This window comes from Actinoplanes sp. HUAS TT8, from assembly GCF_051380535.1.
Lineage (GTDB): Bacteria > Actinomycetota > Actinomycetes > Mycobacteriales > Micromonosporaceae > Actinoplanes.
Map to the genome: position 1 here is coordinate 444169 of NZ_CP195646.1, position 14799 is coordinate 458967.

Sequence of the window (14799 nt, forward strand, 5' to 3'; positions counted from 1 at the left end):
GGCCGATGAATCCCGACGAACGGCAGGCCCTCACCGCGCTGCGCCTGAGCTGGGCGCCGACCCCGGACGACGTCTGGCGGCAGCCGCCGTACCACGTCGACGGCCTCCACCGGGATGTCGTCGACCTGGTCCTCGACGGTGTCGCCGAGGCGAAAGGCGACGAGAACCCGATCGGGATAGCTCTTCAAGGGCAGCGCGGCACCGGCAAGACCCATCTGCTCGGCACCGTGCGGGAGCGGGTGCAGGCCGAGGGCGGCTACTTCTTCCTGGTCGAGCTCTTCGAGTCGAAGGCGTTCTGGCGCAGTACTGCCCAGCACATGGTCGAGGGGTTCGCGCGGCCCCGGGCCGACGGGGAGACCCAGCTGACGTTCTTACTCAAGCAGCTGGCTGAGGAGCTGGACATGCCCCGGCCGGTCCGCCGGGCCGTGATCGGGGAGTACGACATCACCCGCCCGGCGCTCGACGCGTTCGTCGATCTGCTCCGTAAGCGCCACCGCCAGGTCGGTATGGAATGCCAGGACACGGCTCGCGCCCTCGTGCTGCAGGCTTCGAGCTCGCTGGCCGCCCAGGACGTGGGCGACTGCTTCCTGCGGTGCAACGACGAGGAGGAGGCGGGCAGCCGGGCCGCGTGGGGCATGCGCCGCGGCAAACGTTCGGCCCAGGAGATCGTCCGGGACGTCTCCCGGCTGCTCGCGCTGACCGGGCCGACCGTCATCGCCGTCGACCAGATCGACCTGCTGATCCGCCAGTCGGTCAAGTCCACGGCGGCCGACGACCGGACCGACTGGCAGACCTCGCTGCTGCTGGAGCAGATCGCCGGCGGGCTCATGACCTTGAGGGAGAACACCCGCCGTACCCTCTCGGTGGTCTCCTGCCTGCCCCGGACCTGGCAGGACATCAAGCAGCAGGCCACCGACACGGTGCAGGACCGTTTCCGCGAGGCCGTCTGGCTCAAGGAGATCCCGACCGCCGAGCTGGCTCGCGAACTGGTCGAGAAACGGTTCGGCCGCAAGTTCGGCGAGGCCGGTTTCACGCCGTCGTACCCGACGTGGCCGATCGATCCGGCCGCCTTCACCGACGACTTGCAGCTGACCCCGCGGGAACTCTTGCGGACGATCGACAAGCATGTCCGCAAGTGTCTGTCGTCCGGCGTGATCGAGGTGCTGCACCAGCTGGTGGCCGTGCCCGACGGCACGAGCGTGGACTTTCCGCCGGCCGAGGAACCAGCGCCGCCGACCGCGGCCTGGGCCGGTTACGATCGCGACTTCGACTCGCTCGTCGAGGCGGCCGACCCGGCCAAGGCGCTCGCGCAGGACACCGAGGACCTCGTCGTTCCCGAACTACTGCGGGCCGGGCTCACCGCCTGGATCGCCGAGCGCGGCCCGGCCGGGCAGTCCTTCAGCATCGACCCGCCGACGGGCGGGAAGCCGGTGCTGCATGCCCGGCTCCGTCAGGCGGTCGGCGGCGAGACGGCCGAGGACGAGGAGCACTGGTCGTTCCGCGCCGTCGCGTCGGCGCAGCCCATCGCGGCGCTCAACCGCATCCGCAACGCCGTCACCGGCGCCGGGCTGACCGAAGGGGTGACCAAACGGAAGCTTTTCCTGCTGCGGACACCCGAGTGGTCCGGTGGCCGGCGCACCGGCGAGGTGCTGGAGAGCTTCCGGCAGGCCGGCGGCCGGAGCCTGCCCTTCGACGAGACCGACATCAAGCAGCTCATGGCCCTGCGGGAACTCATCCGGCGGCACGGCGAGGAGACCCTGCGGCCCTGGTTCGAGAAGCGTGGGCGCACCGCCTCGATCGCGGTGCTGCACGAGGCCCTGCACGACGGAACGGCTGAGCGGCCCGTCCCGGCCCAGACCCCAGCTGCCCCGGCGCTGACCGAGGTGGTGAAACCACCGACCGGCGCGACGGACGACGCGGTGCCGCTCGGCGCGACCGCCGACGGGAGCCGGGTGACGGTCGGACTGGAAGCACTGCGCCGGCACACCGCCATCTTCGCCGGCTCGGGCTCGGGCAAGACCGTGCTCATCCGGCGCCTGGTCGAGGAGTGCGCGCTGCGCGGCGTCTCGGCGATCGTCCTGGATCCGAACAACGACCTGGCCCGTCTCGGCGACCGGCAGCCGCAGGCCCCGGAGTCATGGTGGCCCGGCGACGCGGAACGAGCCGAGGAGTACCACGCGAACACCGAGGTGGTGGTCTGGACGCCTCGCCGCCAGAGCGGGCGGCCGCTGAGCTTCCAGCCCCTCCCGGATTTCGCCGGCATCGGCGACGACCCGGACGTGTTCACCGCGGGCATCGACGCCGGCGTCGCCGCGCTGGCGCCGCACGCACGCGCCGACGGCCAGACCGAACGGGCCCGGCTCAGCAAAGCGGTGCTGCGCGAGGCGCTGACCCGTTTCGCCCGCGGCAGCTCCAGCGAACTGCCGCGCTTCATCGCCCTGCTCAGCGACCTGTCCGAGGACATGACCGCGCTCGGTGAGGACGGTGTGAAACTCGCCGGCAAGATGGCACAACTGCTGACCGCCGCGATGATCAACGATCCGCTGTTCGCCGGTGCCGGCGCGCCGGTCGACCCCGGCGAGCTGCTGACGCCCACCACCGGACGGCGCGCCCGGATCTCGGTGATCAGCTTCGTCGGCCTGCCGGAAGAACAGCAGCGGCAGACGTTCGTCAACCAGCTTCAGCTGGCCCTCTTCGCCTGGATCAGGCGGCACCCGGCTGGTGATCGGCCACTGGGCGGGCTGTTCGTGATGGACGAGGCGCAGACGTTCGCCCCGTCCGGCGCGATGACTGCATGCACCCACAGCACACTGGTGCTCGCCTCCCAGGCACGTAAGTACGGCCTCGGGCTGGTCTTCGCCACCCAGGCGCCCAAAGGCCTGCACAACCGCATCCCCGGCAACGCCGCCACGCAGTTCTTCGGGCTGCTCACCAGCATGGCGCAGATCGACGCCGCGCAGGAGATCGCCCGGGCCAAGGGCAGCAGCATCGCGGACGTCGGGCGCCTCGGCCGGGGCGAGTTCTACGCCGCGGTCGAGGGGTCACCGTTCGTACGCATGCGGGCGCCCTTCTGTCTTTCCCACCATCCGAAGAGCCCGCTGACGAGCGAGGAAGTCGTCGACCGGGCGGCCGCCTAGCGCTGGTCGAAGCCGGCCCCGGCGCCGGTGGTGGCGCCGGGGCCGGGGTGGTCAGCCGCGGACGTCGAGCTCGTAGATCCGGGCCGCCGTGTTCCCGTCACTGGCCGGGGTGACCACGTTCAACCGGACATAGCGCGCGTCCGCGTCGATCGTCGTCGTCGTGCTGTCCGCGGTGTTGCCGCGGACTGTCGCCCGGGTCGTCCAGGTGCTGCCGTCGGTGGAGGTGAGCAGGTCGAAGTCGCGGGTGTTCCAGGACGGGTACTCGCCGCCGGCGCCGGCGTGCCGGATCACGACCGAGCCGACGTGCCGGGTGCTGCCCAGGTCGGTCTGCAGCCATTTGCTGGACCCGGTCGAGCACCACTTGTCGGTCCAGCCGCCGAGCCAGCTGCCGTTGACCGCTTTCTCCGGGCCTTCGCCGGAGCCGCAGGACGAGTCGGCGGTGGCCGGCCGGGTGAGTGCCAGGTCGGCCGGGGCGCTGCTCGATCCGTACACCTCGAGTTCGTAGATTCTCGTGGCGGCGGATCCGTCGTTGGCCGGGGTGGTGACGTCGAGCCGGACGTAGCGCGCCGTCCGGGCCGGGATCGGCGAGTAGGTGCGGCTGGCCCGCGCGCCGCTCACCGTGACCGCGTTCGTCCAGGTCGTGTTGTCGGTGCTGGTGGCGATCGTGAACGCGCCGGTGTTCCAGTTGGTCGGCTCCCCGCCGAGACCGGCGTGCTTGACGACGAACGAGGACACGTTCTGCGCCGAGCCGAGGTCGACGGTCAGGGTTCGCGGAGTCCCGGTCGTACAAAATTTGCTGTTGCCTTTAAGGGTGCCGTCGACCGCTTTGGCCGCGGTCTCGGTGGTGCCGCAGGCCGCCGCCCCGGCGGTGATGGTCTTGCCGAGGGCCAGGTTCGTGCCGAGGTCCGGCTCGGCGGGGGGTTGCTGCGCGCCGTCGCCGAAGCTGGGCGGCACGTCGCCGGCGCCGGTTCCCCAGGTTCCGGGGGAGCTGCCCATCCCGTACGCGATGGTGCCGCCCCCGGCGATGTCCGGGTAGCGCAGATAGTTGTGGCTGGTCGCGGTCCCGTTGACGGTCAGCGACTGGACGTAGCGGTCGGTCGCGCTGCCGCCGGTGATCGTGATGTTGCCGCCCGGCCGCTGGATGAGCGCCTGCGGGAACAGCCCGCCGTGCACGGCCAGGGTGTCGGCGCCGGGCGTGACCGGGTAGAGGCCGAGGGCCGCCCACACGTACCAGGAGCTGGTCGCCCCGAGGTCGTCGTTGCCGGGCAGCCCGCCGGCGCCGGTGGTGAACGATTCGCTCATCACGCGGCGCACCGCGTCGGACGCGCCGGCCGGTTTGCGCGCGTAGTTGTAGGCCCACGGCACGCCGTGCTCCGGTTCGTTGCCGACGTAGAAATAGGGCCGGGAAAGACCACCGTTGAGTTCGGTGAAATGGTGATCGAGCCGCTGCACCGCGGTCGCCGGGCCGCCCATGAGCGTGACCAGCGCGCCCAGGTTGTGCGGCACCATCCAGGTGTACTGGGCGGCGTTGCCCTCGGTGTAGGGGCTTTCGGTGGCCGGGTTCAGCGGCCACGCGAACGAGCCGTCGCTGTTACGAGTGTGAATGTACGACGATTCCCCGTTGAACAGGCTGCGCCAGTACTGCGAATGCGTCGCATACGTGTTGTAGCCCGTCGTGTCACCCAGCGCCTTGGCGAACTGGCTGATCGCGAAATCGCTCGACGCGTATTCCAGGGTCTCCGACGGATTCCCGGGAATGAAATGCCCGCTCTCGTACGTGCCGCGGTTGCCGCGCAGCACATAGCCCTGCGTGCTGCCCCCGGTGGCGCTCTTCTTCATCAACGTGAGCGCGGCGGCCGTGTCGAAGTCGCGCACGCCGAACGCGTAGGCGCTGGCCACGATGATCGGTCCCGGGTCGCCGGGCATCACGAAGTCCTCGATGCTCTGCTGCGACCATTTCGGCAACAGCCCGCCCTGCTGCCCGTCGAGCACCATCGACTTGACGATGTCGGCCATCACGTCCGGCGCGATCAGCGCGGTCAGTGCCGCCCACGACCGATAGATGTCCCAGCCCGAATAGTTCTGATAAACCGGATGCGACGCGGTGTGCACGACGCCGTCGAATCCCATGTACTGCCCGTTGGTGTCACTGGCGATGTTCGGATTCATCAGCACGTGATAAAGCGCGGTGTAGAACTTCTGCAGATCGGTCGTCGCGCCCCCGCCGACCTGAATCCGATTCAAAGCCGAATTCCAGGACCCAAGAGCATTTGCGCGTACGGTCGTGAAAGCGCCCGCCTCGGCGGTGGCGTTGTTCTGCGCGTTGGCCACGCTGACGAACGAGATCCCGATCGTCGCGTTGACCACCGCGTTCGAGGTCGTGTCGAACGTGACGTAGGCCCCGGCCTGGTTCCCGCTCACGCTGGTCGCCCCGGCGCTGACCGTGCCCCCGTTGAACGTCCCCACGCCGGTCGGCGTCCGGTCGAACAGGATCGAGTAGTACAGCTTGTACGTCCGCCCGCCGCAGAACCCGCCCGCGGTGTGCTCCCCCCACACCCGGTTCCCGCTGATCGTCACGTTGCCGGCCCGGTCCCCGGTCGCCGACCGCGACGCGTTGATCAGCACCCGCGCGGTGGTCGACGCCGGATAGGTCAGCCGCAGCGCCCCGGTGCGGGTGGTGGCGCTGAGTTCGGCGTCGACGCCGTACTTGTCCAATCGGTTCTTGTAGTAACCTGGCGCCGCGGTCTCGTTCGTCTTGGTGTAGCCGCTGGCGTAGGAGGTCCAGGCGCTGCCCGGCGAGGAGCCGAGGTTCCCGGTGATCGGCAGGATCGGCAGGTCCTCGTTGTTGGGGCAGCCGGCGCCGTTGAAGTGGGTAAGGCTGAACGACTCGATCGTCCGATCCTTGTCCCGGTAGCCGGACGGCGAACCGGTCGGGGTGTCGGGGCTGAACTGCACCATCCCGAACGGCACGGTGGCGCCGGGGAAGGTGCTCCCGCCGGCGCCGCCGCCGACCGGGTTGGGCGAGTTGCTGTCGTCGGTGCCGACGAACGGGTTGACGTATCCGGTGAGGTCGAGATCGGCGGCCGACGCCGCCTGAGGAACCGAGAGGACCGCGGCGGCGAGGACCACCGCGGTCGCGAGGGCACGGATCATTGGTGCCGTCCCTTCGGACATGACATGGGTGTGACAACGTTGTCAGCCAAAATCCATGAAAGTCAATGTCCACGGGTTCCGGAACCGACGTTCCCGCAGCGGCGGCGATCGGGGGCGCCTGCTCACAGTCCGGTGTCGTATTGTCGGGCGGTGCCTGATTCCGTGACGAGCCGCGGCCCCGCGGCAGCCAAGCCCGCCCCTGCCAGTCCGTCGATCAGGAGCGGTCAGCCCCTCAAGACGAAGGCCGAGAAGCGGGCCGAGGCCAAGGCCGCCAAGGCGCGCGCCCGGGCGATGGAGCGGCGCCGCCGCGCGTTGTCCGTCGCCGGTGTCGCGGTGGTCGTGCTGGCCCTGCTCGTCGGGCTGGTCGTCTGGATCGGCAACTCGTCGTCGACGACCAGTGCGGGCTCGGCCACCACCGCCGGCGCCGAGCCCTCGGCCGCCGCGACCGAGGCTGCCGCGACCGAGGCTGCCGCGACCGAGGCTGCCGCGACCGAGGCTGCCCCGACCGAGGCCGTGTTCCCGCCGGTCCCGGCCGGCGCCGACCCGGCCCTGAGCACCAAGCCGAAGACGACCGCCGGCAAAGGCAAGATCACCCAACTCAAGACCACAACCCTCATTGAGGGTACGGGCGCAGCGGTCGCGGCCGGCCAGACGATCAACGTCAACTACGTCGGTGTCACCTATGCGGACGGCAAGGAGTTCGACTCGTCCTGGACGCGGAAGGAGCCGTTCAGCTTCCAGGTCGGCGCCGGTAACGTCATCAAGGGCTGGGACCAGGGCCTGATCGGCGCCAAGGTCGGCAGCCGGGTCCAGCTCGACATCCCGGCCGCCCTGGCCTACGGCGAGCACCCGGCCGGCGGCCAGCCGGCCGGCACCCTGCGGTTCATCGTCGACGTCCTGTCGGCCGCCTGATCTACAGTTCCCGCCATTGCGCGGAGACGCAGGCCTCCTCGTGGTCCCAGCCGCCGGCGCGCAGCCGGTCGGCGACCGCGCGGAGGTCCGCGTCCGGCGGGATGTCCAGGGCCGCTATCGGGTAGGCGGGGGCCGCGCTCTCACCCCGCACCCCGAGATCGGCGAAGGCGTCCAGTACCGCGGCCGGGTCATCATCCGTCACCCGCACGGTCAGGTGTCCCGACCAGGCCATCTTCCGCATGACCCACCGGTCGCCCTCGTACTCGACGGCCTCGACCACGTCCCCGTTCGCCGTGTCCCACGCGAACCACGGCGTGTTCTCGATCCGGTAGCGCCCTTCGCCGGCCGGGCTCGCCCACAGCCCTTCACTCTCCACCGGCGCCGGCGGCCCTTCCACCGGCGCGCGACCGTCCTCGTCCCGCACCAGCCGGAACCGCACCACCACCAGACCCCGGCCACCCGGCCGCGCATGATCCGCCCTGGACACCACGCCCGAAGCGTAGACGCGCGGGAAGCCGCACCGCGGACGGCGCGTATGGTCGTGCGGTGAATCCCGCTGACCTGCAAGGCCTTCGATCGGGATCTCTCGAGACCCGCGAAGCGCACGTCCACGACCTGCTCGACCGGGCGGCGGCGCACGGCGACGAGTCGGCGATCGCGGCGCTGCACGCGCTCGTCCGGGACTACCCGGACTATCACCGGTCGCTGTACTCGCGGGCGCTGAACCATGCCGCCGTCTTCGCGGATGCCGGGCTGGCCGAACCGTTGCTGGCCGCGCTCGGCGACACCCGGTACAACTGCCAGGCGTGGGCCGCCATGGGCTGCGCGGCGATGGATGTCCGGGACGCCGTACCTCAGCTGGTGACCCTTATCGATCACCCGCAGTGGATGGTCCGGGCCGAGACGGTCACCGCCCTCGGACGCCTCGGTGACGCCTCGGTCGTGCCCGCGCTGCGACCGTTGCTCGCCGACCCGGCCGACTGGATGCGGCAGCGCACCGCCGACGCCCTGGCCCGGATCGGCGGGGACGAGGCGCTGGAGGCGCTCTGGCACGAGTTCGAGCACCGGCGGTTCCCGCGGATCGGCTACTTGGCCAGCACCCTGGCCCTGTTCACGCCCGAGGTGGTGCCCCGGCTGCTGGCGGCGGCCGACAGCCCGGACCCGGACCAACGGTACTGGGCGGCCGTCGCGCTCGGATCGACCGGCGACGACCGGGCCGCGCCGACGCTGGAACGGCTGATGGCCGACGACCGCGGCGTGACCGTTTTCGACGGCGAGGTCCGCGCCGCCGCGAAGAAGGCGCTGCGCACGCTGCGCCGCATCAAGTCCGCCATCGCCGAGCGAGAAAAAGCCGGGGAGACCACGTGACCGATCAGGCCCGCGCGGCGGCGCTGCGCATGTACGCGGCGTTCAACGACCGCGACCACGCCGCCGCCCCGCAGATCTTCACCGACGACTTCTACAGCCATCCGCTGGGCACGACCGGCCCGCAGAGCATCGCCGACGCCTGGCAGCGCCTGCACGACACGTTCCCCGAGGTCCGCGTCGAGGTGGAGGACCTGGTCATCGACGGCGACACGGTCGCGGCCCGGCTGACCATGCACGGCCTCCCGGACCAGACCCCGATGCTCCTGGAGATGTACCGGGTCCGCGACGGCCGCATCGCCGAACTGTGGGCGCTGACCTCCATGATCAGGCCGAACCGGCCGTGACCGCCCGGAGCGCCTCGGCGAGGTCGCGCAGCAGTTTTTCGTCGTCAGCGGTGGTTCCGAACCACTGGCGGCGTTCGGGGTTCGCAAGTTCCGCCCGGATCTGCGGTTCCGCGGGCGCGGCGGCCGCACCCATCCGTTTCAGGCAGGCCACGACGTAGGAGCGGGTGAAGGCGTTCTTTCGCCAGGGCGGCAGCAGGACGTCGAGAGCGTCCGGCTCCCCGGCGATGTCCCAGATGGCCGCAGCTGCGTGGACACGGTTCCAGTCGTAGTCGTCGTTCAGCAGCTGCCGCAGCCGGGGCAGTGCGGCCGCGGCCGACGGCCCGATCCGGCCGAGCACGTCCGATGCCTCCCGCTTGGCGAAAGTGTCGAGCAGAGCCAGCGCCAACGGCAGCACCTCCTCGTGGTCGCCGCCGACCGCCCAGAGCGTGGCGACCGCCGCGGACCAGATCCAGGTCTCGTCGACGGACGCCTCCCCGGTTGGTGGCGTGGCCGCCGACCTGATCGCGGGAAGCGCCGGTGCCGCCGCCGGCCCGAGTTCGCGCAGCGTCGCCAGCGCCGACTTCACCGTGTCGGCGTCGTCGGTGGTGAGTGCCTCGATGAGCAGCGGCACCGCGGCGGGCGCGTCGAACTCGGCCAGCCCGGCCAGGGCGCCGGGCCGTTTCGCGGACGCGCAGGCTCGCAGGCGGGGCAGCAGCTGATCCGCGGCCTGCGGGAACGACCTCACCGCGGGGATGGCGAGCCAGTCGTCGACCCCGGTGTCCAGGGCCAGGAGCAGGCTGGGCAGCGCCCGCTCGTCGCCGAGCCGGGCCAGAGCCAGGACGGCCCTCTGATGCGTCCGGCGCAGATGCCGTCGCGGGGACGTCCATCCGTCCGGCCCGTGGCCGGCGACCAGTTCGCCCAGGGCGTCCCGGGCCGGCTCGCCGAGCGGGTGACAGCCCTCCAGCAGCGTCGCCGCCTCGGCCGCGACTTCCAGGTTGCCGGCACCGAGCTGGGCGGCGACCTGCCGGATCAGGGCGCTGTGGTCGCCGCGGAAGGATCCGACGAGATCGCCCGCCATCCGGATCGCGTCCAGCCGGGTTCCGGGGTCGGGGCTGCGCAGCTGTTCGGCCAGCAGTTCGGTGCGCGGCCGGACGCGTGCACCCAGCAGTTCGTGCAGGGCATGCAGCAGATCCGTGGTCAGCGCGTATCTCAGGTTGGCCCGTTCCAGGTCCTCGAACGCGGCGGCGACGAACGGTGGCACGCCCTCGGCCGGCGGCGTGATCAGCGGTGGTTCCGGCCACGGCTGCTCCGGCGGCGCGGCGTCGGCGATCTCCCGCAGCAGCCCGATCACAGCCGGCACGAGATCGTCGCCGACCTCGTCCGGGTGGCACCGCGCCTGCTGGATCACCACGGCGAGGCGGAACTCCGGCTCCCCGGTCAGGCCGCCGAGCCACCCGGCCGCGGCCGGCGCGATCACCGGCCGTCGTCGGGCCAGCGTGGCCGTCGTCTCGGCCACCACGAGGCGTTCACGCAGGCAGTACTCCATCGTCGAGCGTTCCCGGAGCAGACTCAGAGCCCGATCGGCGTCGTCGAGGAGCAGACCGAGGGCGGGGACGGCGGCCCGGCGGACCCGGCAGACGGCGTCCGCGGTCAGGTCGGCGAACACGTCCACGTGAGCCCGGAGGAACGCCACCGCCGCGGCGCAGCCGTCGAAGTCACGCTCGATCGCATGCTCGCCGATGCTGACCATCAACGCGACGATCTCGTGCCGATCCGGTGTGTCCGGGTCGACGGCCAGTTCGAGCAGGAACGGCAGGCCGGCCGCGGTGCTCGGGTAGACGTCGCCCTGATGGTGGACCTTGCCGTAGAAGTCGCCGAGCGCCTGCTCCCGCCGCTCGGCGTCGGGGGAGCGCAGCCCCTCCAGCAGCGCCGGCACCTCCGCGGCCGAACCGTAGGCATGGTGCATCGACGCCCAGTCGACATCGTGTATCCCGCTGAACATGCCCGCACTATGCCGGGACCCCCCGACATTTTCCGGTGGGCGCCGCCGTCACTCCGACGCGGAGGCGTTGTACGCGTTCTTCGCCGCCACCACCGCGGCCTGCACGTGTTCCGGGTCGACGCCGTGCACGTTCAGCGGCGGGTGCAGTCTCCGGACCAGCTCGGCCTCGGCGATCTCCGGTTCCGGGTCCTCGGCCCAGGTCAGCCGCAGGTTCGCATGCATCCACGCGGTCAGCCGGGTCTCGTCCTCGGGCACCAGCACGACCCGGTCGGTCCAGGTCGTCCGGTAGCCCTCGGACACGAGCAGCCCGGCCAGCGTGCGCCGCAGGGTTGAGCTGCCCGACCGCCGCAGATGGTTGCGCAGGATCCGGCCTCGCAGGCTGCCGGCCCGGCCCAGGTACAGCATCCGCAGCGACGGCACTTCCGCGTTCGCCGGCCCGGGCAGGTCGGGCAGGACGGAGGGGGCGGCCCACCACGCGTACACCCCGCTGCCCCGGCTGAGTCTTTTGGCGGCGACGTCGAGCGCGTACGGCCCGGTCGACAGCAGTCGTAGTGCTTCTTCGGCCTCGGTCCAGCCCTCAGTTGTCATCGCGACGATCCTAGCCGCGGCCCGTTTGTTACAGGATCAGGCGCGTTCGGTTACGACTATGTTTCCTGGGGTATCGATCTTCGTTCCGCCGCTGTCCCGAAGATCGATGCTCTTCGTAGGTTCAGCTCGCCCGGCGCCAAGAGTGCCGGGGGAGAGGAATCGGTGTTGTGGAACCGTTCATGAACCTACGGCGGCTGGGAACCAGCATGGCCGCCCTGCTCGTCGCTCTCACCGGTGCCGGACTCACGGCGTCGCCCGCCTCGGCCGACCCGCTGGGTGACGGGACCGCGCCGGGCGGGCCCGATCTGGCCGGACGCTATGTGGTCCGGCTCGCGGATGCGCCTCTGGCCTCGTACGCGGGCGGGGTCCGGAATTTGAAAGCCACCCGCGCGCCGCAAGGCGCGAAGCTGAGCCGGACCACCGCGGACGCCGGCGCCTATCGCAGCTATCTCGGGCAGCGCCGCGAATCCGTCGCGAAATCCGCGCGGGTGAATATCGGCCACAGTTTCGACACCACGTTCAACGGTTTCACCGCGACCCTCACCGCCGGGCAGGCCGACAGTTTGCGCAAGACCGCGGGTGTGGCCGCCGTCGTCAAGGACGAGCTGGTGCACGCGCAGGTCTCGACGACCGCCGACGAGCTCGGGCTGACCGGCCGCACCGGCGTGTGGCAGCAGAGTTTCGGCGGCGACAAACATGCCGGCGAAGGCACGATCATCGGCGTCATCGACAGCGGTTATTGGCCCGAGAGCCCGAGTTTCGCGCCGATGAGCGAGCCCCGGCCCGATGCCCGGACCATTGCCGCGAAATTCAAGGGCACATGCGATTTCGGTACGGCGGAACCGGCGCGCTGCAACAACAAGGTGATCGGTGCCCGCTGGTACGACAACGACGCCCTCTCCACCCTGAACCCGAACGAATTCAAGTCGCCCCGGGACAGCAACGGCCACGGCACGCACACCGCGAGCACGGCGGCCGGGCTGGGCGGCGTGCACGCGACCGTGTCCGGCATGGACATGGGCACGATCACCGGTATGGCACCGGGCGCGCGGCTGTCGATCTACAAGGCGCTCTGGTCGGACGGCGCGGGCGGGGCGGTCGGCAGCATGACCGACATCATCGCCGCGATCGAGGACGCGGTCGCCGACGGCGTGGACGTCATCAACTACTCGGTCGGCGACGACAGCGAGGCGTGGACCCCGATCGACGAGGCGTTCTTCAACGCCGCCGCGGCCGGTGTCTTCGTGGCCGCGGCCGCGGGCAACGCCGGTCCGGGCCAGAACACCGTCGACAACACGCTGCCCTGGGTGACCACGGTCGCCGCCACCGAGCAGGACCACCGCTGGCTGCGCACGATCAAACTGGGCAACGGCAAGACCTACACCGGGGTCGGCATCGGCACGGCCGGCACCACCGGAACCCTGATCGACAGCACGGCCGCGGCCGCCGCCGACGACTACTCGGCGAGCCTCTGCCTGCCCGGTGCACTCGACCCGGCCAAGGTCACGGGCAAGGTCGTCCTGTGTGCGCGGGGCGAGTCCGCCCGTACGTCGAAAAGCCAGGTCGTGGCCGATGCCGGAGGCGTCGGTATGGTCCTCTACCAGCCCGAATGGGATCCGAACGCGCTGATGGCCGACCTGCACGCGGTGCCCACCGCGCACGTCGACGTGCCGACCGGCGCCGCCCTGATCGCCTACGCGGCCACCGCCAAGCCGACCATCAAGATCGGTGCCGGCACGTTCACCAAGGTCGAGGCGCCCGCGATCGCCGGTTTCTCCTCCTCCGGGCCGTCCACGCTCAGCGGTGGCGACCTGATCAAGCCCGACGTCGCCGCGCCCGGCTCGGACGTGGTCGCCGCGGTCTCGCCGGCCGAGCACGACGGCGGTTTCGCGATGATGTCCGGCACGTCGATGGCCACGCCGCACATCGCCGGCATCGCCGCCCTGGTCAAGCAGAAACACCCCGATTGGGACCCGACGGCGATCCGTTCGGCGCTGATGACCGGCTCGCGCGACAAAACCGATAAGGGCCACATTCCGACGTACGTCGATCAGCCCGCGACCCCGCTCAACTACGGCTCGGGCGAGGTGGTCCCGGCCACCGCGATCGACCCCGGCCTGGTCTACGAGTCCACCCCCGCGCAGTGGGCCGGCTTCCTCTGCGGCGCCTACGCCAACCGTGAGGACAGCAACAACTGGGGATACGCCCCGGACTGCACCGGCATCGAGGCGACCCCGGCGGCCGCCCTCAACTACCCGTCGGTCGCCTTCGGGCACATGATCGGCACCCGCTCGATCCAGCGCACGGTCACCAACCTCGGCAAGCGGACCAGCACGTACGTCGCCAAGATCGACGCCCCCAAGGGCTACACGGTCAAGGTGAGCCCGGCACGGTTCACCGTGAAGCCGGGCGCCTCGGTCACGTACACGCTCACCGTCACCCACGCCGGGGGCGCCTTCGGTGTCCCGGTCAGCGGCAACCTGACCTGGATCGACGGCCAGGGCCACCGGGTCCGCAGCCCGATCCTGGTGAACAACACCCAGCTGGTCACGCCCGATTCGCTCACCGGCACGGGCACCAGCGGCCGCCTCACCGTGCCGGTCCAGGCCGGCTGGCAGGGCAGGCTCGAACTCGGTCCGGCCGGGCTGACCGCGGGCGCGACCACCGGGTTCACCCTCACCGGGATGATCGGCAACGCCTGGGACGACCAGTACGCCACCATTCCCGACCCGGCGCCGCCGGCCATGAAGGTCGCCAAGATCCACGTACCGGCCGGGAGCCTCGGCCCCAACGTGCGGATCGACGCGCAGTACACCCGCTGCTTCTTCGACGACGACGAGGAGGGCGCCTGCGGCGACTTCTACGCCAAGATCTTCAACGCCCGGGGCGAGTTCGTCGACGCGCAGTTCATGCACCTCCCGCACACCGCCACGCTCAACCTCCCGGACGGCGCCGGCGACTACACCCTGGTCGTCGAGCAGACCGACCTGTGGAACCTGCCGGCCGGCCAGAACAGCCAGCAGCTGAGCTACACCGTCATCACCCCGGGCGCGCCCGGCGTCAACACCGGCACGTTCACCGCGACCCCGAACCGGTCCACGATCGCGGCCGGATCCACCACGAACGCGACACTGCGCTGGTCCGGTCTGAAGGCCGGCACGACGTACCACGGCGTTGTCGTCATCAGCGACGGCCGCACGGTCGTCCGCCGCATCCCGGTGACGATCACCGGCTGACCACCCTCACCCCCCACAGAGTGGCCGGGCCCGTTCACGGGCCCGGCCACTTTTTTCGTGAATAATCGCCGGAACCGATG

The 14799-nt window shown here is 70.8% G+C and carries 9 protein-coding genes; 5 read left to right on the top strand and 4 right to left on the bottom strand.

Going from position 1 to position 14799, the window contains the following annotated elements; all coding sequences use genetic code 11:
* The first annotated feature begins 5 nt into the window (after positions 1-5).
* Positions 6-3137 (top strand): helicase HerA domain-containing protein, encoded by a 3132-nt coding sequence (locus ACSHV8_RS01905; RefSeq protein WP_436528746.1) that lies wholly within the window; start codon positions 6-8, stop codon positions 3135-3137.
* Positions 3138-3188: 51 nt separating this feature from the next.
* On the opposite strand, the gene ACSHV8_RS01910 is transcribed toward ACSHV8_RS01905, so the two are convergent.
* Positions 3189-6290: a GH92 family glycosyl hydrolase gene (locus tag ACSHV8_RS01910; protein ID WP_436528748.1), complete on the bottom strand. Its 3102-nt coding sequence runs from the start codon at positions 6288-6290 to the stop codon at positions 3189-3191.
* A 150-nt stretch (positions 6291-6440) separates the two neighbouring features.
* On the opposite strand from ACSHV8_RS01910, the gene ACSHV8_RS01915 reads away from it, so the two are divergent.
* A complete protein-coding gene (locus tag ACSHV8_RS01915; RefSeq protein WP_436528750.1) occupies positions 6441-7202 on the top strand; it encodes an FKBP-type peptidyl-prolyl cis-trans isomerase in 762 nt (253 codons plus the stop codon).
* Between the two features lies 1 nt (position 7203).
* Here the strand turns inward: ACSHV8_RS01915 and ACSHV8_RS01920 are convergent, their stop codons facing one another.
* A complete protein-coding gene (locus ACSHV8_RS01920; protein ID WP_436528752.1) occupies positions 7204-7692 on the bottom strand; it encodes a DUF4265 domain-containing protein in 489 nt (162 codons plus the stop codon).
* A 56-nt stretch (positions 7693-7748) separates the two neighbouring features.
* Here ACSHV8_RS01920 and ACSHV8_RS01925 point away from each other — a divergent pair, with 56 nt between their 5' ends.
* Together ACSHV8_RS01925 and ACSHV8_RS01930 are read left to right on the top strand one after the other, a co-directional pair.
* Positions 7749-8570 (top strand): HEAT repeat domain-containing protein, encoded by an 822-nt coding sequence (locus tag ACSHV8_RS01925; RefSeq protein WP_436528754.1) that lies wholly within the window; start codon positions 7749-7751, stop codon positions 8568-8570.
* Positions 8567-8914, top strand: coding sequence for an ester cyclase (locus ACSHV8_RS01930; protein ID WP_436528756.1), 348 nt, complete (start codon positions 8567-8569; stop codon positions 8912-8914). Before ACSHV8_RS01925 ends, ACSHV8_RS01930 begins: the two co-directional genes overlap by 4 nt.
* On the opposite strand, the gene ACSHV8_RS01935 is transcribed toward ACSHV8_RS01930, so the two are convergent.
* Both ACSHV8_RS01935 and ACSHV8_RS01940 read right to left on the bottom strand, forming a co-directional pair.
* On the bottom strand, positions 8895-10895 hold the full coding sequence (locus tag ACSHV8_RS01935; RefSeq protein WP_436528758.1) for a hypothetical protein: 2001 nt from the start codon (positions 10893-10895) through the stop codon (positions 8895-8897). The two genes, ACSHV8_RS01930 and ACSHV8_RS01935, sit on opposite strands and share 20 nt — an antisense overlap.
* Positions 10896-10943: 48 nt before the next feature.
* Positions 10944-11483, bottom strand: coding sequence for a GIY-YIG nuclease family protein (locus ACSHV8_RS01940; RefSeq protein WP_436528760.1), 540 nt, complete (start codon positions 11481-11483; stop codon positions 10944-10946).
* Positions 11484-11662: 179 nt separating this feature from the next.
* On the opposite strand from ACSHV8_RS01940, the gene ACSHV8_RS01945 reads away from it, so the two are divergent.
* Complete coding sequence (locus ACSHV8_RS01945; RefSeq protein WP_436528762.1) at positions 11663-14719, top strand: S8 family serine peptidase; 3057 nt, start codon at positions 11663-11665, stop codon at positions 14717-14719.
* Positions 14720-14799: the final 80 nt, after the last annotated feature.